The following is a 19252-nucleotide window of genomic DNA, read 5'->3' as shown; positions in this document are numbered from 1 at the left end:
AGGATATGTAATGTTTTTTAATATATACAAGATTTAACTGAATTTTTTTGAAATCTGTAATATATTTTTTTTCTTGGTGTTACAATTTTTTCACTTGAAATATATGTCGGACGATGTTTAAATTAAAATCGTGAGTATAAAATTTACTAATGATGAAACGTTTTCATAATGAGTGAATTTAATTAGATAAAATCGAGCGGTTTGTGGAATGATCCACACAACTACCAAGAGAAAAAGGGGCGAAAGACTAGATGTCAAAAATCATCGCGATTAACGCAGGAAGCTCTTCGTTAAAGTTCCAATTATTTGAAATGCCAAGTGAAACAGTATTAACAAAAGGTTTAGTAGAACGTATCGGTTTAGAAGATAGTATCTTCACAATTACTGTAAATGGCGAAAAACAAAAAGAAATTACAAACATCCCAGATCATGCAGTAGCAGTTAACATGCTTCTTAAGAAATTAACTGAAAACGGAATCGTAAAATCTCTTGATGAGATTGGCGGTATCGGTCACCGTGTTGTACACGGCGGCGAAAAATTTGCTGATTCTGTTTTAATTGATGCTGAAGTATTAGCTGATATCGAAGAATTAAGCGATTTAGCACCACTTCACAACCCAGCAAACCTTGTTGGTATTAAAGCATTCCAAGAAGTACTACCAAACGTACCAGCAGTAGCAGTATTCGATACAGCATTCCACCAAACAATGCCGGAATCTGCATTCCTATACAGCTTACCATATGAGTACTATGAGAAATTTGGCATCCGTAAATACGGTTTCCACGGAACTTCTCATAAATATGTAACTGAGCGTGCGGCTGAATTATTAGGTCGTCCAATTGAAAGCTTAAGCCTACTTTCTTGTCACTTAGGTAACGGTGCAAGTATCGCAGCAGTAGAAGGCGGTAAGTCTATCGATACTTCTATGGGCTTCACTCCACTTGCTGGTGTAACAATGGGTACACGTTCTGGTAACCTTGACCCTGCGTTAATTCCATACATCATGGAAAAAACAGGCCAAACAGTAGAAGAAGTAGTTAACGTATTAAACAAGAAGAGTGGTATGTTAGGTCTTACTGGTTACTCTAGTGACCTACGTGACATCATTGCGAAAGAAGAAGAAGGCGACCACCGTGCGAAAGTAGCACTTGATGTATTCGTAAGCCGTATCCACAAATACATCGGTTCTTACACTGCTCGTATGAAAGGTGTAGACGCAATCATCTTCACAGCTGGTGTAGGTGAAAACAGTGCGATTATTCGTGAGCGCGTATTAGAAGGCCTTGAGTACATGGGCGTATACTTCGACGTAAAACGTAATAACGTATTCGGTGAAGAAGCATTCATCAGCTTCCCACACTCTCCAGTAAAAATTATCGTAATTCCAACTGACGAAGAAGTTATGATTGCTCGTGACGTATTACGTCTTGGAGATATTGGTTAATATACTATATAAAAAAAGACGAGATCCTATAGGATTTCGTCTTTTTTCTTTTGGATATAGTTTAAAATTCCATCTGGATATAGCACTTTTTCCTTCTGAATGAAAGCTGTAATGGGAATCCATTTCGCATACGATACGGTTTGCTCATCTTGTATATTCATTTTTTCCATTTCATATAGTGATGTGTCTAATAAGCGTAAAGAATATAGCTGAATGATTTCATGACCAATTTCTCCATCAAGATGAAAGATATTTTCTAAGCAGCCTAAATAATTGTTGATTTCCACTTCTGTGTGAAGCTCTTCTTGAAATTCGCGAATAACAGTATGTGCTGATTTTTCACCAAGTTCAATTGATCCGCCAAGAGGTCGGTAATATGTTTCATCGCCTGTATGATATTCTTGTACGAGAAGGCGACCGTGATGTATAGCAATGCCAAAAGCTTTTGCACGTGGATACATATATAATCACTCCTTATTTATTTTGTATAAGGATGATTATAAGGCAGGGTGTGATAAAAGGTGACGTGTATTTAAGCGTTTGGCCGAATTGTGATGCCATTAAATAAGTCATTCCAAAATGCTTCATTGTACTGGTATATATCCATCACTGGGCATTTTATAACACAAATATTTTGTAATCCCCAATCTTCTTGGGCGATAGTTGGTACATCTTCAGGAATGAGTAATAGGACAGAGAATGTATGTTTAACTATTTGAGATAAAATTTGTTCCAAGGAACGTGCTTCTTCGTATGTTCCTCCCGTTCGAATAAACAATGTGGATTCTGCCGTTTCGATTGTAGTTAGAAAACGATTAATTCGATGCTCATAGTTTAACTTAATTTCTGTATAAGAAGGCCAGGATGTTGGTGTGTTTACATCTGTTTTAAAGTCGTGACAGGAGTCGATTTCATATAGGTTGTCACGGAGTCTTAATTTCGCATCATCATCCCAAAATGAGATGAAGGATAAGTTTTCGAACTGTAAAAAACGGTCAAATCGATTTTGTAATAATAAATTCACTTTTTCTAATGAAGGGCTTAGCATAAAATCGATAACACCAAAAAATGGTGATAATTCGAATTGATATAAAGCCCAAGCAGGCCAGCAGTTTTGTCCTAAGCTGAATACTGCATTATATTCTTTTTTTATATTGGATAGATTCATGTGATTCATTTCATCCTTTTTGCTAATATTTTATGTCACTAAAAAATGGTATGTGAATAAAGATAGACAAGCATATTTGCAAAGAACAAGCAGAAATATGTTACAATAGGAAAAAATCGAACGAGGTGGTTGTTGTGATGCGATCGAAGCGAGAACAAGCCATTTTAGAAAATATAAAAGAGTGGGAAGGGCAATTAGTAGAGCAAGAAGCGACCGATTTTCAAAAGATGTTTGATAAGTGGTTGCATACTACAGTTGCAAAACTACCTGAGAAAAAACGAAAAGACTTTTTTACGAAAGCAGATGGATGGCTCTTTCATTTGCATGCACTTATTCAAAGTTCACAATCACAGTTAGATGCACGTAATCGTATTTTAGGAACATCGAGATTATTTGATGAATCAATTGAGCAACTTGAAGATTTGAAGGCGTTATCTATTGATCAATTAACATACATAGCAGAGCAGCAAACAGCACGTCATCGTCTATATTCATTCGTACAAGGCGGAGCAACAGGTGTTGGCGGCCTATTATTATTAACGGCTGATTTTCCGGTTATGATTGCGTTAAATGTGAAGGCTGTACAACTTATTGCGACATCATTTGGGCATGATGTGAACAAGCCGTATGAAATGATGCTTGCGTTAAAGGTATTCCATGCATCATTATTGCCGGCGAGACTTCAGCAATACGCATGGTACAATTTACTGAGAGAACTTGAGCAAGAAGATTCATTCTTTTATGAAGGAGACGAAGAGGTGTTAAAGCCAGCTTCTACTGAGGTTGTGTTAAAACAAATTTTGAAGACATTTTCGATTTATGCTCTCCGTCGTAAATTATTCCAAGGCATTCCTGTACTTGGAATGGCAATTGGCTCTACAGTGAACTACCGCTTAACGAGGAATGTTACTGAATTTGCAAATAAGTTTTATCAAGTACGCTACATATTAGAAAAAGAAAAGAGAGCATGAAAAAAAGCGAGAGGCCGAAGCCTTTCGCTTTTTAGTTTGTCGCATGTTTTTTGGATATTGGAATAGAAACGGGTTGCTTTGCTGCTTTCTTTTCTGTTTTTGGATAGTAAATTAAATCCAATGTTTTTGCCTGTACGGCAATCGAAAGAATAGTAAAAGCAATTTCTGTCCAATTTAAATAATATAATGAAAGCGCAAGAACAATCGCGTCAAAGACGAAGAAAATTTGCCCAATTGTAAACCGAGTTCGTTTACTTAATATAATTGTTAAAATATCGTCTCCACCGGTTGCACCGCCAAATCGCAATATAAAACCGAGTCCAATACCAGCTAACGCACCGCCAACTACTGCAGCTACAAATAAATTATTTGATAAATCTACCGTAAAAGGAGAATAATTTTCCATAAGGGAATAAAATACTCCGAATGAAAGTGAACCTAAGAATGAATAGCCAACCATTTTTCTACCTAAAAATGAAGCACATAGTAAAATAATAGGGATATCCATTACTACAGTTGAAATAGATGGTGAAATATCATAAAAATTTTGGATAAATAGTGCAATACCTACAAAGCCACCTTCTGTTAAGTGGTTTTGGAAGTGAATGTGATATAGCGCTGCTGCTAATATAAATGAACCGATTAAAACCATAAAAACTTCTTTAATAATTTGTCGACTTTGGATGTTCCTCATCGTTATTCCTTCTTTCAGTAGTTAGTAGTCCTTTTGGTGTTGTGAACTAACTACGAGCTCACATGTAGCTTTCAGTTAGTTTACGAAAAAAACTAACTACGCTATATGTCGCTGAAGAAATAACGAATAATCCTCTCGTCCATCAATTCTCCCTACCTTCGTTTTAGTTTAAGTCTTAAAGCGACTAAACAAAACGGGGAGTAGGATTCTTCATTTAGCAATCCTGCTCTTCTTTGTTTTGTTTAGCTAGTAACAATTAAGTCCTAAACAAAACGCTATGTGTAAGAAGAGTCTTTTTTTTGCCAAATTATCCTTCGGGCAATCATAATTTCCCCACTCTCGTATTTTTTTCGCTAGACTAAAGTATCTGAGCTGAAAAATACGCTACGTGTATGATTCGTCAATACGATGCCACATGCTCCTTCGAGCGATCATGATATCAAAATCCCTTCCTTCAAGATTTATATTATTATATCATACTTTCAAAAAATACATGCGGATGGAAACCGACAATAACCGGAGAGAATCTACAAAAAATGTTATGTTTAAATATTTTTGTAGAAAAGCCTAAGTTATTTCGTAGAACTGGACAACTTTTAGAAGTTTGTCCAATAAGTAAGAAAAGAAGGGTTTTTATTCAATTGTATTGTTCTCATCACTTTTATCTTTAAAAAATGCATCCCAGCTAATGATACTTAAAAAAGTTAAAGCGATAATAATGAAAGCTCGCATAAGTTTGAGACCTGCTTTTGTACATAGTATATGAATAATTTGTTTCGGAATGTGTCATTTTTTTACAAGCTCTAACTATTATGAGAGTATATTAATATAGATAGATGAGGGGGAGAATGGAGATATGCTAAAAGACATGTTTAAAAGAAAAGAATTAAAATGTGTTTCATGTCAGAAAAAGATTCAATATGAAGAAGAGCTAGTTGCTTTTGTAAAGTTGCCAAAAGAAAGAAGTATATTAGTTGGTCCGTTTGATGTGTGTTTGGCGAAAACAGCACAAGAAATATATTGTAAATCGTGTTACGACAAAAAAGCATGACCCGAATTAATTGAGGGGCATGCTTTTTTCATTGGTGTGCTTTTCCCTCAGATACGTTTTGGGTTAGACGATACCAAAGCCAAAGATCGTTAATAATTGAAGCAAGATCGGCAATTTCTGAATTTAGCCTGCAAGAAATTTCGAAGTCTTCTTCGTTATTTAAGTGGTGTTGTTTCGCGTTAATATGGTGCTCAAGTTCCTTTATGCGATCAGGTATTTTTCCGCGAACTTGCTCCCATTTTAATAAAATAGAATGCTGCGCTTGTTCAGAGATGTCTTCCCATTTTTTTTGTATGTTCGGTACTTCAATTCCTAGATGTTCATTGTATATAAAATACTTTTTCATAGACACCCCTCCATTTTCCTTCCTCTATTTTACATAAAAAAAGAAAGAAGTTCGACGGAATTGTTTGAAAAAAATTTATAAATTCCCCTTGATTCATTTTATGAAAGGTGATAAAGTTTGGATTATTATAAGGAAAGATGAATATTTATTCTTTAGGGGGATGCAAAATGGAGAAGAAAAAAGTTGTATTAGCATATTCCGGAGGTCTTGATACTTCCGTTGCAATTAAATGGTTACAAGAGAAGAATTATGATATTATCGCGCTTTGCTTAGATCTAGGGGAAGGTAAAGACTTAGCGTTTGTAAAAGAAAAAGCACTTTCAGTAGGTGCAATTAAATCATATATGATTGATGTTCAAGAAGAATATGCGAATGAATATGCATTGATAGCGATGCAAGCTCACACGTTATACGAAGGGAAATATCCTCTTGTCTCTGCATTATCTCGTCCGCTTATTGCAAAAAAATTAGTAGAAATTGCAGAGCAGGAAGGCGCAAGTGCAGTTGCACATGGATGTACAGGGAAAGGGAATGACCAAGTTCGTTTTGAAGTTTCTATTCAAGCGTTGAATCCATATTTAGAAGTTATTGCGCCTGTACGTGAATGGAAATGGTCACGTGAAGAAGAAATTGCATATGCAAAAGAAAACGATATACCGATTCCAATTAATTTAGATAGCCCGTTTTCAATCGATCAAAACTTATGGGGACGCAGCAACGAATGTGGAATTTTAGAAGATCCATGGGCAGCGCCGCCAGAAGAAGCATACGAGATGACATTAGCATTAGAAGATACACCGAATAAACCAGAGTTTGTAGAAATCGGATTTGAAGCAGGAGTACCGAAGACTTTAAACGGCACTGCATATTCACTTTCAGAACTAATTAAAACGTTAAATGCACTTGCTGGCAAACATGGCGTTGGACGTATCGACCATGTAGAAAATCGCCTTGTCGGTATTAAATCTCGTGAAGTATATGAATGCCCAGCAGCAATGACATTAATAACAGCGCATAAAGAACTTGAAGATTTAACACTTGTGAAAGAGGTCGCTCATTTCAAACCGATGATTGAGCAAAAACTAACAGAATTAATTTATAACGGTTTATGGTTCTCACCTTTAAAACAAGCGCTCAATGCTTTCTTACAAGAAACGCAAAAAAATGTAACAGGTACAGTGCGTGTGAAATTATTTAAAGGTCATGCGATTGTAGAAGGGCGTAAATCTGAGTACTCTTTATACGATGAAAAATTAGCAACGTATACTGCCCAGGATGAATTTAATCATGATGCAGCAGTTGGATTCATTTCATTATTCGGTTTACCTACGAAAGTATACAGCCAAGTGAATCAAAAGAAGGTGGAAGCGTGAGCAAACTTTGGGGCGGACGTTTTACAGAAGAAGCGGAAGCGTGGGTAGAAGAATTCGGAGCTTCTATTTCCTTTGATAAGCAATTGGTTAGCCAAGATATAAAAGGGAGTATCGCACACGTAACGATGTTAGCAAAGCAAGGCATCGTTACGAAAGAAGAAGCAGAGAAAATAAAGATAGGGCTTCAATATTTACTAGAGGAAGCGAAACAAAATAAATTGAATTTCTCAGTCGAGGCTGAGGATATTCATTTAAATATTGAAAAGATGTTAATTGAAAGAATCGGTGAAGTAGGAGGGAAACTTCATACAGGCCGAAGCCGTAACGATCAAGTAGCGACAGATATGCATTTGTATTTAAAAGAAAAAGTAGAAGATATTATAAAAGCTACAAAACAATTGCAAACTGTTCTTGTTCATCAAGCGGAAAATAACATTGAAACAATTATGCCCGGCTATACGCACTTGCAACGTGCACAGCCGATTTCATTTGCGCATCATATTCTTGCTTACTTTTGGATGTTAGAGCGCGATGTGAATCGTTATGAAGATTCGTTAAAGCGTATTAACATTTCACCATTAGGAGCAGGAGCACTAGCTGGTACAACATTCCCGATTGACCGAGAATATAGTGCGGAGCTTCTTGGATTTAATGGAATCTATGAAAATAGTTTAGATGCGGTAAGTGATCGTGATTTCATACTGGAGTTTTTAAGTAACTCATCTATGCTTATGATGCACTTATCACGCTTTTGCGAAGAACTTATTTTATGGAGTAGTCAAGAATTTCAATTTATTGAAATGAGCGATCAATACGCAACTGGAAGCAGTATTATGCCGCAGAAGAAAAATCCGGATATGGCGGAACTTATTCGTGGTAAAACGGGCAGAGTATACGGTAATTTATTCAGTTTACTTACAGTAATGAAAGGATTGCCGCTCGCTTACAATAAAGACTTACAAGAAGATAAAGAAGGAATGTTTGATACAGTGAAAACAGTTGAAGGATGCCTTCATATTATGGCAGGCATGCTTGAAACGATGAATGTAAACAAAGAAAAAATGGGGCAAGCTGTGACGCAAGACTTCTCTAACGCAACAGAAATTGCCGACTATTTAGCAAGCAAGGGAATGCCGTTCCGTCAAGCTCATGAAATTGTCGGGAAACTAGTTCTTCATTGTACGCAAAAAGGAATCTATTTATTAGATGTACCACTTGAAACGTATAAAGAAATGAGTCCGTTATTTGAAGAAGATTTATATGAAGTTCTTTCACCTTATGCAGCTGTAAAGCGTCGTAACAGTGCTGGTGGGACAGGATTTGAGCAAATTGAAAAAGCTTTGGAGAAAGCGAAGGGGTTAGCAATAGAGTTTGTTGGAAGTTAAATGATATATGATATAGAAGGTAAGGTGCTTTTTTAGAAAGTACCTTACCTTTTTGTATGGATTTAATTAAGCCTAGAACAATATGTTCTAGGCTTAAAGCTTCATTGATTAATCATACTTGTGTCGATCTTCCGTAATCCGAATGTATTCAATATCCATTAAATCTCGAAGCAATGCACCGTGACTTAGTTCAACACCATGTTTTTCTTTAAAATGCTCGCGAATCGTATTTAACATTTCGAGTTCTGTACCGTTCACATCTAAAATAATACGTTCATAATCATCCATGTAGCATCCTCCTTTTCTAAACACATATATTTTGTCCGTCTATTTCTAAAAAATGTATTTAAACTATTAAAGCATTTATATACAGTATCAAACACAAAACATTGATATGGTGTACCCTTTACCTTTGTTTCTTTATTTATGATAAATACGGTCAAAAATCTGTATATAAGGGGAGTTTAATTGAAGAATGATTTTTTAATTTTTTATGGTTTCAGAACCCCTAACCAGTTAGGAAGTCTAGACACTGTTGTTGAGGATATTGATTCATCGCTAATTGGAGGAAAGTAAAAAGTCTAGTTCTTTTTTTATGTTATTCTGGTAAAATTGGGCTAACATCATATGAAAATACTTTAGGAGGAGTTACAAATTGAAAGTGGTTTTAGAATTTTTAAAAAAGAGATGGAAATATGTACTAACAGCATTGATTGCTCTTAGTATTGGAGTTGCAGTTGGTCCTTCACAAGAGCAAATTGATGATGCGAATGCTAGAGTAGATGAATATAAAAAACAACTGTCTGCTAAAACAGAAACCGTAGCGAGCCTTGAAACAAAAAATAAAGATTTACAAGCGAAAGTAGATGAAGCAGCTCCATGGTTTAAAATGCAAGATGAGCAGAAGCAAAAAGAGGCTGAAGAGCAACGTTTAGCGGCAGAAAAAGCAAAACAAGAAGCAGATGCAGCCGCAGCCGCTAAAGCTAAAGCGGACGCAAAAGCAGCAGAACAATCACAAGAGCAAATGACAGTTGATAAAGTGAAAGAAATTATTGAGTATTATTCTATTGGAGGAAATGACAAATTAAATAACGTTTCTGTTGAAAATGGTGAAATAAAAGCAACTATTGTATTAGCACCCAACGAATTATTTTCTGCTAAGGATATGGCAGTTAATGGATACAGTAAATTATCAGATGAGTTATTAAACCATAAAGGTTGGCAAATATTAAATGTTACATATACTAATATAGGAAGTATTAGTATGAATCGTAATGAAAAGGAAACAAATGAGTTTGGTGATTATTTCCCGACACTTGAAATTGAGAAAAGATTAAAATGATAAAATAAGCATCCTTATAGGGCACATAGCCATCAAGTTAAGGAAATGAATAAAATCTGAAAATAGGTTATCCTTCCATATGTGTTGTGTGGAAGGATAACCCATTTTGTGTCTAAACTCAACGATACTACACAGGAAGAATTACATATATTAGGTGGAGAATTTAGAAGAGAAGAGGAAGATTCTAGTGAAGAAGAAGTGAGAGAACAAGAGAGTAAGAGAATAGAAGAAGACATAAAGAAACTTGGCGAACAAAAGTGGTATTTAAAATCAAAAATTATATATGTTCTTTGCTTCATTACGCCGCCAATCGGTTATGTGTATGTTTTCTTACTTCGTAAAAAAATGACAGAAGATGCAAAGCAAACGTACTTAACTGTTGCCACGATAATGATGGCGCTATGGTCTTTGAAATTTCTTCCGCCGTATGTGTTGGCAGGTACCGTTGTTGTTGTTGCTTGTCTTGTATTTATAGTGAAGTTTGTGAAATGAAAAACACCAAGCCTATGTGGACTTGGTGTCTTAATTATAAATTAAAGATCACCTTGCTCCTCATCACCACGAACAACAAGGACATCGCATTTCGCATAGCGAATAATATGTTCAGAGACGCTACCAATTAGGAAACGTTCTACAGCATTTAAACCAGTTGCACCACACATAATTAAATCTACTTTATGGTTTGGAGCGATTTCTTTTGAAATTTTAGATTTAGGATTACCAAATTCTAATACAGTTTCCACTTTTTCAAGACCAGCTTCAAGCGCAGTTTTTTTGTAGTCTTCTAATAAGTCTTCTGCAAATAGATTTGCACGTTCAGCAATTGCGCGGCTATAAGCCTCTACTGCTGAGTATGCTTTTACATCAACGATATGAGCAATTGTTAATGTTGCGTTGTTTCGTTTTGCAACTTGAATTGCTTTTTTAAAGGCTTTTTCTGCTTCTTTAGAACCGTCCACCGCAATTAAAATATTTGTATATGTATTATTCATAGTAAATTCCTCCCAATCATTTTTATTACCGTTTACAACTTTATTATAAAACAAATTTTGGTAATGTGCTTGTCGGAAACGTTACAGAATTTTGAAAACTTTGCCTTAATTCATTTTAGTTGTAATTGAAGCGAGAACTTGTTACATATGGAGTATAGCAATTTAAAAGGAGGCATGTTTGTGAGACACGCGCTCATTACAGCCGGTACGAAAGGTTTAGGAAAGCAAGTAACAGAAAAGTTATTGGATAAAGGATATTCAGTAACAGTAACATATCATAGCGATACAAGTGCTATGGAAACAATGAAAGAAACATATAAAAATATGGAAGAACGTCTACAGTTCGTGCAAGCTGATGTCACGAAAAAGGAAGATTTACATAAAATAGTAGAAGAAGCGATGAGCCGTTTTGGCAAAATTGACTTCTTAATTAATAATGCTGGTCCTTACGTATTTGAAAGGAAAAAATTAGTCGATTACGAAGAAGACGAATGGAATGAAATGATCCAGGGTAATTTAACAGCGGTGTTTCATTTATTAAAACTTGTCGTACCGATTATGAGAAACCAGCAATTTGGCCGTATTATTAACTATGGATTTCAAGGGGCAGATAGCGCGCCTGGATGGATTTATCGTTCAGCCTTTGCAGCTGCGAAAGTCGGACTTGTTTCTTTAACGAAAACAGTCGCATACGAAGAAGCTGAATACGGTATTACTGCGAATATGGTATGTCCTGGTGATATAATTGGTGAAATGAAAGAGGCAACAATTGAAGAAGCACGAAATCTGAAAGGTAGTAACACACCAATTGGTAGATCTGGAACAGGGGAAGATATCGCAAGAACCATTTCGTTTTTATGTGAGGACGATTCTGATATGATTACTGGCACGATTATTGAAGTAACAGGCGCTGTTGATGTTATTCATAGACATCGATAGAATTAAATAAAGTGAAGTTTCGAATAATTGGACAGTTTATCCTTTATACTGAGAGGTACGGATAATACTGTCCTTTCATGTAAGATTAAATCTATCGGAAAACTTGTATTATTTTTTTGTCAAATATTGAGATATTATGTTAGAATATAAGAGTATAGAAAGCGCTTTAAAAAATGATTCAGGGGTCATTTCATAACTCAAGGGGGAACTAATAATGCGTATCGGTATTCCAACAGAAATTAAAAACAATGAAAACCGCGTGGCAATGACGCCAGCGGGAGCTGTACATTTAGTACAAAATGGTCATGAAGTTTTTGTTCAAAAAGGATCAGGTGTAGGATCAGGCTTTACAGATGAAGAATACGTACAAGCTGGTGCGAAACTTGTTGAAACTGCTGAAGAAGCATGGAATCAAGATATGGTTATGAAGGTAAAAGAGCCAGTTGAAAGTGAATACGGTTATTTCCGCGAAGGTTTAATTTTATTCACATACTTACACTTAGCTCCAGAGCCAGAATTAACGAAAGCATTAATTGATAACAAAGTGGTATCAATTGCATACGAAACAGTACAATTAGACAATCGTTCTCTACCATTACTTGCACCTATGAGTGAAGTAGCTGGTCGTATGTCTGCGCAAATCGGTGCACAGTTCCTTGAGAAAAACAAAGGTGGTAAAGGTATTTTACTTGCAGGTGTTCCAGGGGTGAAACGCGGTAAAGTAACAATTATCGGCGGTGGTCAAGCTGGTACAAACGCAGCGAAAATTGCAGTAGGTTTAGGTGCAGATGTAACAATCATCGACTTAAGTGCAGAACGTCTTCGTCAATTAGATGACATTTTCGGAAACCAAGTGAAAACGTTAATGTCTAACCCGTATAACATTGCAGAAGCTGTAAGAGAATCTGACCTTGTAATCGGTGCAGTATTAATCCCAGGTGCAAAAGCGCCAAAACTTGTAACAGAAGAAATGATTCAATCAATGGAACCAGGTTCTGTCGTTGTAGATATCGCGATTGACCAAGGTGGTATTTTCGAAACAACTGACCGTATTACAACTCACGACAACCCAACTTATGAGAAACATGGTGTTGTTCATTATGCAGTTGCAAATATGCCAGGTGCGGTTCCACGTACATCAACTCTTGCATTAACAAACGTAACAGTACCATATGCAGTACAAATTGCTAACAAAGGCTACAAAGAAGCTTGCCTAGGCAACACTGCATTATTAAAAGGTATTAACACATTAGATGGCTACGTAACATTCGAAGCAGTTGCAGAAGCGCACAGCTTACAATATGCAGATGCAAAAGAGCTTCTTGAAAAAGCTCCTGCTTTATCATAATAGAAATAAAATAAAGACCTTTCCTTTGTAGGAAGGGTCTTTTTGTTTAAACTAATTATCTAATTTCTTCACAATTTTCAAGCCGAACATCATTGTGAAGAAAAGAATTCCAAACAAGTAATACAGGGCATACTCTACTCGTATCGTCGAATTTTTGTCAGTAATATATAAAATAAATAGTATCGCAGAGCCGATTAAATGAGAGAGACCGAAAATTTGCGCCATAAGCTTTAAGCCCATTTTTTCAATTCTTTCATCTGTCTCAGGTAATGGGTATTGCTTGGACTCTTTCTTTTTTTTCTTAAAGAATATTCGTTTCACTACTAATAGTACCAAGGCTAAGAGTATGTATACGCTAGCGAATAGAAGGACAGAACGAATCTTTTCTTCATCACTACTATTGAAATAAAGAAAGGCCGATCCTAACACTAAAATAGTAAGATGCGAAGCAAACCCTTGGATAAAATTATTTTTCATTTTTTTCCTCCCCAGTCTTATCTAATTGAAATAAATCCTCCACTTTACAGCCGAAAAACTCACATAATTTCAATGCTAATTCTAAACTTGGGTTGTATTTATTCTTCTCGATAGCGATGAGGGATTGTCTAGTGATTTGAACAGAGGAAGCTAATTGCTCTTGGGTGATGTCTCTAACGACACGGAATTGTTTTACTTTATTTTTAATCAAATATACAAAGTCTCCTTTTTGTAAATTTGTTACATTTACAATATCCATTTTTAGGTAAAAAGTAAATAAAACTTTACAAAAAGTAAATGAAACTTTACGAGAAATATTGCTTGTTATGATGTTGTTTTTTGTGATAATTTGGAATTAAATGAAAAATGAAAGTCGATAGAGGAGATTCAATGGGGAGCAAAAAGAGTAAGAAAAAGCAAGCTAAAAGACAAAAGTATATAAAGAAAAAACAGGAAGAGAACATACCTCTTTCAAAAAAAGTAGTCATTATGATAGAAAAAACATTTCGGTATATTTGTATGTTCTTGTATGTGATTTTTTGCGTGTTTTTATGTGGGATGGTTAAAAATTTTGGGATAACCCCTAATGTTATTGAAGGTATTTTTGGCGTTACACTTGTTATGGTAGAAGGATTCTTATTCTTTATATTATTTGATAAAGTGTGGCCTAGTCATGAAAGTAAAAAAGATAGAAAAAGAAGAAAAAAATCTTCATCCGATTCAAGCTCATCAAGCGGATTTGGTGATTACAGTAGCAACGATTGTAGCAGTTCAAGTGATGGTGGAGGAGATTGCGGAGGTGGTGGAGACTAAATTAGTTTTTCAGAAGAACGACTAATGAAAGGGTGGGACGAAAGATGGAAACTGTGAATTTATTAGAATTAACAAAGGACATTCAAGAACAACATAAAAACTTCGTCGTTTCAAATGTAAATAATCATTGCTTACGAATCGCCGTATTTACTGGTGAATATGATTGGCACTATCATTCTAATTCGGATGAATTATTTATTGTGCTAGAGGGAGAACTACTTATCGATTTTGAAGATGGAGAGACGGCGGTTTTAAAGCCAAATGATTCTATCTTAATTCCAGCATGCACGATCCATAGAACGAGAGCATTCAAGAGAACGGTAAATCTTTGTTTTGAAAATATAGAGGCGGATACGATTAAAGTGGAGCAATTATGAAAAAATTATCTGTAGCCCAGTATAGAAAAATCCTTCCGATTTTAGAAGGTCATACAAGGACAACAACCTTTGCTCATGCGGTATGTGATCAAATGATAGATGGTGAAGTTTTTGCAAACGAGAAATTAACAGCAGGACTAATTCGTACAGCTAATGGTATCTATTATTTATTTGGTGATACGGATGATCAAAATTATAACGAATATTTATTTGCGTATTTAAAAATGGCTATTGAAAAAACAGAGAAGAGATTTACATTGTTCACTTCGAGTGACGAGTGGGAAATGATGTTAGAAGAGCGTTTTAGTAATGCATTTCGGAACATCTCACGAATGACATTTCAATTTCAAAGAGAAGTTTTTGAAGATAGAAGAATAGAATTAAACAAAAATACATATGAAATTAAACGTATTGATAAAAGTGATATAGAACGAAGTAATGAATTTACAGAGGATTATTACAAAGAATATTGGGGATCAAAAGAAGTGTTTTTAAATAACGGCTTTGGTTTTTGTATAGAACAAGATGGGATGATTGTAGCCGAATGCGTCTCAATATTTAGAGGGAATGGTTTTGCTGAAATTGATATTGCAACACATGAAGCACATCAAGGGGAAGGGTTAGCTCAAGCTGTCGCAACACGTTTCATTGAACAGTGTATACAAAATCATATTACACCATGCTGGGATTGTAATGTAGATAATATTCCCTCGCAAAAATTAGCTAGTAAATTAAGCTTCCATAATCCAGTAGAATATGTTTTGTTTGTCCGCAAGAAAATGGGGGAATAAAAGATGAACGTAGAATTAACAAGATTCAAAGTCAAGCCAGGTAAAAGTCATCGCGTAGATGAATGGATGCAGCTTCTTAATGATAATATGAAAGAAGTGCTTTTGACATTAAACGACGAAAAGATGTATGTAGAGACAATTTTCCGGGAAATAAGAGATGGAGAAGAGTACTTATATTGGTATTCTGTGCAAGGAGAAGGCGGGGCTCTTGTCGGAAATTCTCATCATGAAATTGATAAAAAACATTTAGAGTTTTGGTATGAATGTATTGATGAAGAAGCACCGGCTGTCGATCTGAAGACGGAAGTCGTTATGATTCAAGATGTTGTGAAAGAAGCGATGAAATAATAGAGTAGTATTTTGTAAAGATAAACCATCCTCTTTTTTTGTGAAATATATATTATTGGAGATGCTGTAAGATGCGAATTAGTCATAAATATATCACTCTCGATGAAATAGAGATAATCAGAGACTCATTAGATAAATTGCATGAATATCATAACAGTAAATCAAAATGTTTTTCTGGTGATTATCCAAGAATGACATTTGAGGAACGTATTGAAGATTATAAAAAAAATTCAAAGTACGGAGAATATAGAATTGAACTATTGATTGAGTTAGAAACAGATAATATATTAGGCTTTTGTATAGCGTATAGTAAAAGCGTAAGTGGGAAGATTGAAGTTTTATTTGTTGATGAAAAATATCGAAGAAACGGATTCGGTTTGAAATTAATGAATAGTGCAGTGGAATGGTTTAAAGAAAAGCAAGTAGATGACATTGAATTAATAGTAGTGTACGGAAATGAAGCTGTATCGTTTTATCAAAAGCTGGGATTTTATCCACGTTCAATTATTATGACAACTAAATCATAAAGATATTATGAGAATATATCTTTTAAATGAGTGGAAGTTTTTATTTCGAAAAAATTGATTTGTATGTTAAAAAATTAAAATATATGTGAGAAGCACATTAAAATAGATGTGCTTTTTATTATGAAAATTTTTTTGGATTTGAAGGGAGTTATGCAAAAGTAACAGAAGGTGTGAAAAATGATTTAACAATAAACTCAAAAGAGTTTCTGTACCAAATGAAGTCTTTAGCAAAAAAATAGTGAAGGTATACCAAGTGATTATTTTGAACAATATTATAAAGAAATAAAAAACATCAAACCAAAAGACCTACCAATATACGGTGTAGTTGTAACAGGGAAAACAGAGGATTTACAAGGTTTACAAGGAGCGCCATATATTAAGGTGGCTGTAAGAGGCGTAACAGTTGAGAAATATTGATTACAATTAATTAATGTGAATAATCAGAAAATTTATGTTATAATATGGGAAAAGGAGGCTTATATGAGGCAAATACATGGAGCAATTTATATTTACATAACAATGTTTTTCGTAGGAGCATCTTATGGATTAGGGCATGTGTATTCGCATCCTATATTAACTTTTTTAAGCGGAGCATGTATGGCGTTTGCGCTTCTTGTGCACCTTTTCTCAGTTTGGATCGTGAAATTTCAAATAAATATTAGTGAGATAGAAGAAGGCACTTTTTAAAGGGCCTTCTTTAATAAAAGGTAGCGATCACGCTACCTTTTTTATTATTTCACAAATTGTAATTCTTTCGGGAACTTCGTTAAGATCTCTGATCCATCTTTTGTGATGTAAATATCATCTTCAATACGAACGCCGCCTACGTTTGGTACGTAAATACCCGGTTCGATTGTGAAGACCATACCTTCTCTTAATAGAGACTCGTTGCCTTCTTTTACATCTGGATATTCGTGTACGCTAATTCCAAGTCCGTGACCAAGGCGGTGTGGGAAGAAGTCTCCGTAACCTGCATCTGCGATGACAGAGCGAGCAGCGTTGTCGATTGCACCAAATGTAACGCCTGGTTTACACGCTTCAACTGCTTGTAGTTGTCCAGCAAGTACAGTGTTGTAAATGCGAGTTTGCTCTTCAGAAATATCACCAAATGCTACTGTACGCGTAATGTCAGAGCAATAACCTTCAATGATTACACCTAAATCAAATAGTACGAAATCGCCGCGTTTCATTTTGTTTGCACCTGGAATGCCGTGTGGAAGAGCAGAGTTTGCACCTGCTAATACCATCGTATCGAATGACATTTTATGGATGCCTTTTGTTTTTAATTCATGCTCAATAATTGCTAATACTTCTAGCTCGCTACGATTTTCTTTAATTGCATTTACACCAACTTCAACAGCATAATCTGCCATTTTAGCTGCTTCACGTAAAATAGAAAGTTCTTTTTCGTCTTTAATTAAGCGAAGCTCGCGAACTTTCTCTTCAGCTGATTTGAAAGCTGCATTTGGGAACAATTTTGTTAATTCTTCGTAACGTTCTACGTTTAAATGTTCTTTTTCAATTGCAACTGCATTTGCATCAATACCACGATCTTTAATTGCTTTTGCAATCATATCCCATGGTTTGTCCGTATCAGTAAATCCGATAATTTCATGTGCCCAGCCAGCGTTACGCGCTTGGCCTTCTTCCATTTTAGGACAAACTAAAATAGGTTCTTTTTCTTGGAATACAAACATACCAAGTAGTCTTTCATGTGGTTCACAATGGAAGTTCGTCATGTAGAAAACGTTTGGTGTAGAAGTTAAGAACGCAGCTTCTACGTCTTTTTCTTTTAGCCATTGCATTAAATTTTCTAATCTAGCATTCATCGATTGGCACCCCCGAGATATTTAATTACAAATATAACTTTACCTCGGACGAAAGCGTTATGACAAGTAAATAGATGTTAGAAAAGACAGGTAATTGAGAAATCATGTAGAATAAAAAGTGAGAATGTGAATAGGGGAGGAATGTAATGATGAAAGTATCTTATCACGGGCATTCAGTTGTAAAGATTGAAACGAATGGAAAAGTTATTTTAATTGACCCATTTTTAACGGGAAATCCGAAAACAGATTTAAAAGCTGAAGATGTAAAAGTTGATGCGATTATTTTATCGCACGGACACGGTGATCATGTCGGGGATACAGTAGCGTTAGCGAAGAAAAATAATGCGGTCGTTGTGGCACCGTTTGAATTAGCTACATTTTTAGGTTGGCAAGGTGTAAATACACATCCGATGCATATTGGAGGTTCGCATGAATTTGACTTCGGAAAAGTGAAATTTACCCAAGCATTCCACGGCTCTAGTTATATTGATGAAGAAAATAAGACGATTACATATACAGGTATGCCAGCTGGTATTTTGTTTACAGCAGAAGAGAAAACGGTATATCATGCAGGAGATACTGCTTTATTCTCTGATATGAAGTTAATTGGAGAACTGAATAATGTTGATGTAGCATTTTTACCAATTGGTGATAATTTCACAATGGGGCCAGAAGATGCTGTGTTAGCAGCAAAATGGATAGGTGCGAAAACAGTTGTACCGATGCATTACAATACGTTCCCAGTTATTGAACAAGATCCATATCAATTTGTAGAAAAGCTACAAAATTGTACAGGGAAAGTATTAGAAGCTGGAGAAAGTATTACACTATAAAAAAGAAACCCTTCATTTGAAATGACAAGTGAAGGGTTTTTTACGTGTGTAGTAAAGCTTTTAAAGTTTGCGCTTGTTTTGGTGATTCTTTTCTTTTTGGAAGTGGCTGTTCGGGTGTTTCATTCAACTCCATTGCAACTTTTTTTCCATCTACGAAAGCTACAAATACAGCACCTACAACCTCTAAAAATTTTTTCATCATG

The 19252-nt window shown here is 35.4% G+C and carries 24 protein-coding genes and 3 pseudogenes; 17 read left to right on the top strand and 10 right to left on the bottom strand.

The window, feature by feature from the left end:
* Positions 1–251 precede the first annotated feature (251 nt).
* Positions 252–1445: an acetate kinase gene (gene ackA / locus SB773_RS13600; RefSeq protein WP_060752077.1), complete on the top strand. Its 1194-nt coding sequence runs from the start codon at positions 252–254 to the stop codon at positions 1443–1445.
* Between the two features lie 26 nt (positions 1446–1471).
* Here ackA and SB773_RS13595 read toward each other — a convergent pair whose 3' ends face one another.
* Together SB773_RS13595 and SB773_RS13590 are read right to left on the bottom strand one after the other, a co-directional pair.
* Positions 1472–1906, bottom strand: a complete 435-nt coding sequence (locus SB773_RS13595) for an NUDIX hydrolase (protein ID WP_016092427.1) — start codon at positions 1904–1906, stop codon at positions 1472–1474.
* A 71-nt stretch (positions 1907–1977) separates the two neighbouring features.
* The gene (locus SB773_RS13590) at positions 1978–2613 is read right to left on the bottom strand and encodes a DUF1796 family putative cysteine peptidase (RefSeq protein ID WP_002129398.1); all 636 of its coding nucleotides are present in this window, start codon (positions 2611–2613) and stop codon (positions 1978–1980) included.
* A gap of 137 nt (positions 2614–2750) precedes the next feature.
* Between SB773_RS13590 and SB773_RS13585 the strand changes: the two genes are divergently transcribed.
* Positions 2751–3584, top strand: a complete 834-nt coding sequence (locus SB773_RS13585) for an EcsC family protein (protein ID WP_289404744.1) — start codon at positions 2751–2753, stop codon at positions 3582–3584.
* 31 nt (positions 3585–3615) lie between these two features.
* Here SB773_RS13585 and SB773_RS13580 read toward each other — a convergent pair whose 3' ends face one another.
* Entirely contained in the window at positions 3616–4278 is a 663-nt protein-coding gene (locus tag SB773_RS13580) for a YitT family protein (protein WP_002015542.1), read from the bottom strand.
* A gap of 856 nt (positions 4279–5134) precedes the next feature.
* Between SB773_RS13580 and SB773_RS13575 the strand changes: the two genes are divergently transcribed.
* On the top strand, positions 5135–5329 hold the full coding sequence (locus SB773_RS13575; protein WP_002067549.1) for a hypothetical protein: 195 nt from the start codon (positions 5135–5137) through the stop codon (positions 5327–5329).
* 28 nt (positions 5330–5357) lie between these two features.
* Here the strand turns inward: SB773_RS13575 and SB773_RS13570 are convergent, their stop codons facing one another.
* On the bottom strand, positions 5358–5675 hold the full coding sequence (locus SB773_RS13570; protein ID WP_002034320.1) for a hypothetical protein: 318 nt from the start codon (positions 5673–5675) through the stop codon (positions 5358–5360).
* Between the two features lie 167 nt (positions 5676–5842).
* On the opposite strand from SB773_RS13570, the gene SB773_RS13565 reads away from it, so the two are divergent.
* Both SB773_RS13565 and argH read left to right on the top strand, forming a co-directional pair.
* On the top strand, positions 5843–7048 hold the full coding sequence (locus SB773_RS13565; RefSeq protein WP_410590361.1) for an argininosuccinate synthase: 1206 nt from the start codon (positions 5843–5845) through the stop codon (positions 7046–7048).
* A complete protein-coding gene (gene argH / locus SB773_RS13560; RefSeq protein WP_410590359.1) occupies positions 7045–8433 on the top strand; it encodes an argininosuccinate lyase in 1389 nt (462 codons plus the stop codon). Before SB773_RS13565 ends, argH begins: the two co-directional genes overlap by 4 nt.
* A gap of 108 nt (positions 8434–8541) precedes the next feature.
* On the opposite strand, the gene SB773_RS13555 is transcribed toward argH, so the two are convergent.
* Positions 8542–8721: a hypothetical protein gene (locus SB773_RS13555; RefSeq protein ID WP_002034316.1), complete on the bottom strand. Its 180-nt coding sequence runs from the start codon at positions 8719–8721 to the stop codon at positions 8542–8544.
* A 715-nt stretch (positions 8722–9436) separates the two neighbouring features.
* Between SB773_RS13555 and SB773_RS13550 the strand changes: the two are divergent.
* Positions 9437–9775, top strand: a pseudogene (locus SB773_RS13550) (hypothetical protein); the annotation flags it as partial.
* A 159-nt stretch (positions 9776–9934) separates the two neighbouring features.
* Positions 9935–10267: pseudogene (locus SB773_RS13545) on the top strand (hypothetical protein); the annotation flags it as partial.
* A gap of 41 nt (positions 10268–10308) precedes the next feature.
* Here the strand turns inward: SB773_RS13545 and SB773_RS13540 are convergent.
* Complete coding sequence (locus tag SB773_RS13540) at positions 10309–10767, bottom strand: universal stress protein (RefSeq protein WP_001066676.1); 459 nt, start codon at positions 10765–10767, stop codon at positions 10309–10311.
* 147 nt (positions 10768–10914) lie between these two features.
* On the opposite strand from SB773_RS13540, the gene SB773_RS13535 reads away from it, so the two are divergent.
* Both SB773_RS13535 and ald read left to right on the top strand, forming a co-directional pair.
* Positions 10915–11706 carry an SDR family oxidoreductase gene (locus SB773_RS13535; protein ID WP_002015530.1) on the top strand — a complete coding sequence of 264 codons (792 nt, stop codon included), beginning with the start codon at positions 10915–10917 and terminating at the stop codon, positions 11704–11706.
* A 214-nt stretch (positions 11707–11920) separates the two neighbouring features.
* Entirely contained in the window at positions 11921–13054 is a 1134-nt protein-coding gene (gene ald, locus SB773_RS13530; protein ID WP_002015529.1) for an alanine dehydrogenase, read from the top strand.
* 51 nt (positions 13055–13105) lie between these two features.
* Here the strand turns inward: ald and SB773_RS13525 are convergent, their stop codons facing one another.
* Both SB773_RS13525 and SB773_RS13520 read right to left on the bottom strand, forming a co-directional pair.
* The gene (locus SB773_RS13525; protein ID WP_410590356.1) at positions 13106–13531 is read right to left on the bottom strand and encodes a hypothetical protein; all 426 of its coding nucleotides are present in this window, start codon (positions 13529–13531) and stop codon (positions 13106–13108) included.
* Positions 13521–13790, bottom strand: a complete 270-nt coding sequence (locus SB773_RS13520; RefSeq protein WP_340803992.1) for a helix-turn-helix transcriptional regulator — start codon at positions 13788–13790, stop codon at positions 13521–13523. The genes SB773_RS13525 and SB773_RS13520 overlap by 11 nt, the downstream gene beginning before the upstream one ends.
* Positions 13791–13921: 131 nt before the next feature.
* Between SB773_RS13520 and SB773_RS13515 the strand changes: the two genes are divergently transcribed.
* From SB773_RS13515 to SB773_RS13485, 7 genes and pseudogenes are all read left to right on the top strand, one after another.
* Positions 13922–14344, top strand: a complete 423-nt coding sequence (locus tag SB773_RS13515) for a hypothetical protein (protein WP_044442216.1) — start codon at positions 13922–13924, stop codon at positions 14342–14344.
* Between the two features lie 44 nt (positions 14345–14388).
* Positions 14389–14721, top strand: coding sequence for a cupin domain-containing protein (locus SB773_RS13510; RefSeq protein ID WP_002129379.1), 333 nt, complete (start codon positions 14389–14391; stop codon positions 14719–14721).
* Complete coding sequence (locus tag SB773_RS13505) at positions 14718–15512, top strand: GNAT family N-acetyltransferase (protein ID WP_410590353.1); 795 nt, start codon at positions 14718–14720, stop codon at positions 15510–15512. Before SB773_RS13510 ends, SB773_RS13505 begins: the two co-directional genes overlap by 4 nt.
* A 3-nt stretch (positions 15513–15515) precedes the next feature.
* Positions 15516–15860, top strand: a complete 345-nt coding sequence (locus SB773_RS13500) for a DUF6176 family protein (protein WP_044442222.1) — start codon at positions 15516–15518, stop codon at positions 15858–15860.
* A gap of 71 nt (positions 15861–15931) precedes the next feature.
* Positions 15932–16387: a GNAT family N-acetyltransferase gene (locus SB773_RS13495; protein WP_410590350.1), complete on the top strand. Its 456-nt coding sequence runs from the start codon at positions 15932–15934 to the stop codon at positions 16385–16387.
* 125 nt (positions 16388–16512) lie between these two features.
* Positions 16513–16804: pseudogene (locus SB773_RS13490) on the top strand (anti sigma factor C-terminal domain-containing protein); the annotation flags it as partial.
* A 63-nt stretch (positions 16805–16867) separates the two neighbouring features.
* Positions 16868–17074, top strand: coding sequence for a hypothetical protein (locus SB773_RS13485; protein WP_219920499.1), 207 nt, complete (start codon positions 16868–16870; stop codon positions 17072–17074).
* 44 nt (positions 17075–17118) lie between these two features.
* On the opposite strand, the gene pepQ is transcribed toward SB773_RS13485, so the two are convergent.
* The gene (pepQ, locus tag SB773_RS13480) at positions 17119–18216 is read right to left on the bottom strand and encodes a Xaa-Pro dipeptidase (RefSeq protein ID WP_410590348.1); all 1098 of its coding nucleotides are present in this window, start codon (positions 18214–18216) and stop codon (positions 17119–17121) included.
* Positions 18217–18365: 149 nt separating this feature from the next.
* Here pepQ and SB773_RS13475 point away from each other — a divergent pair, with 149 nt between their 5' ends.
* Positions 18366–19049 carry a metal-dependent hydrolase gene (locus SB773_RS13475; RefSeq protein ID WP_060752094.1) on the top strand — a complete coding sequence of 228 codons (684 nt, stop codon included), beginning with the start codon at positions 18366–18368 and terminating at the stop codon, positions 19047–19049.
* Between the two features lie 40 nt (positions 19050–19089).
* Here the strand turns inward: SB773_RS13475 and SB773_RS13470 are convergent, their stop codons facing one another.
* Positions 19090–19251 (bottom strand): hypothetical protein, encoded by a 162-nt coding sequence (locus tag SB773_RS13470; RefSeq protein WP_165497901.1) that lies wholly within the window; start codon positions 19249–19251, stop codon positions 19090–19092.
* Position 19252: the final 1 nt, after the last annotated feature.

This window comes from Bacillus sp. SIMBA_074, from assembly GCF_046534555.1.
GTDB lineage: Bacteria > Bacillota > Bacilli > Bacillales > Bacillaceae_G > Bacillus_A > Bacillus_A mycoides.
Note: the sequence above shows the minus strand (reverse complement) of the source record. Positions and strands in the feature narration are given on the sequence as shown.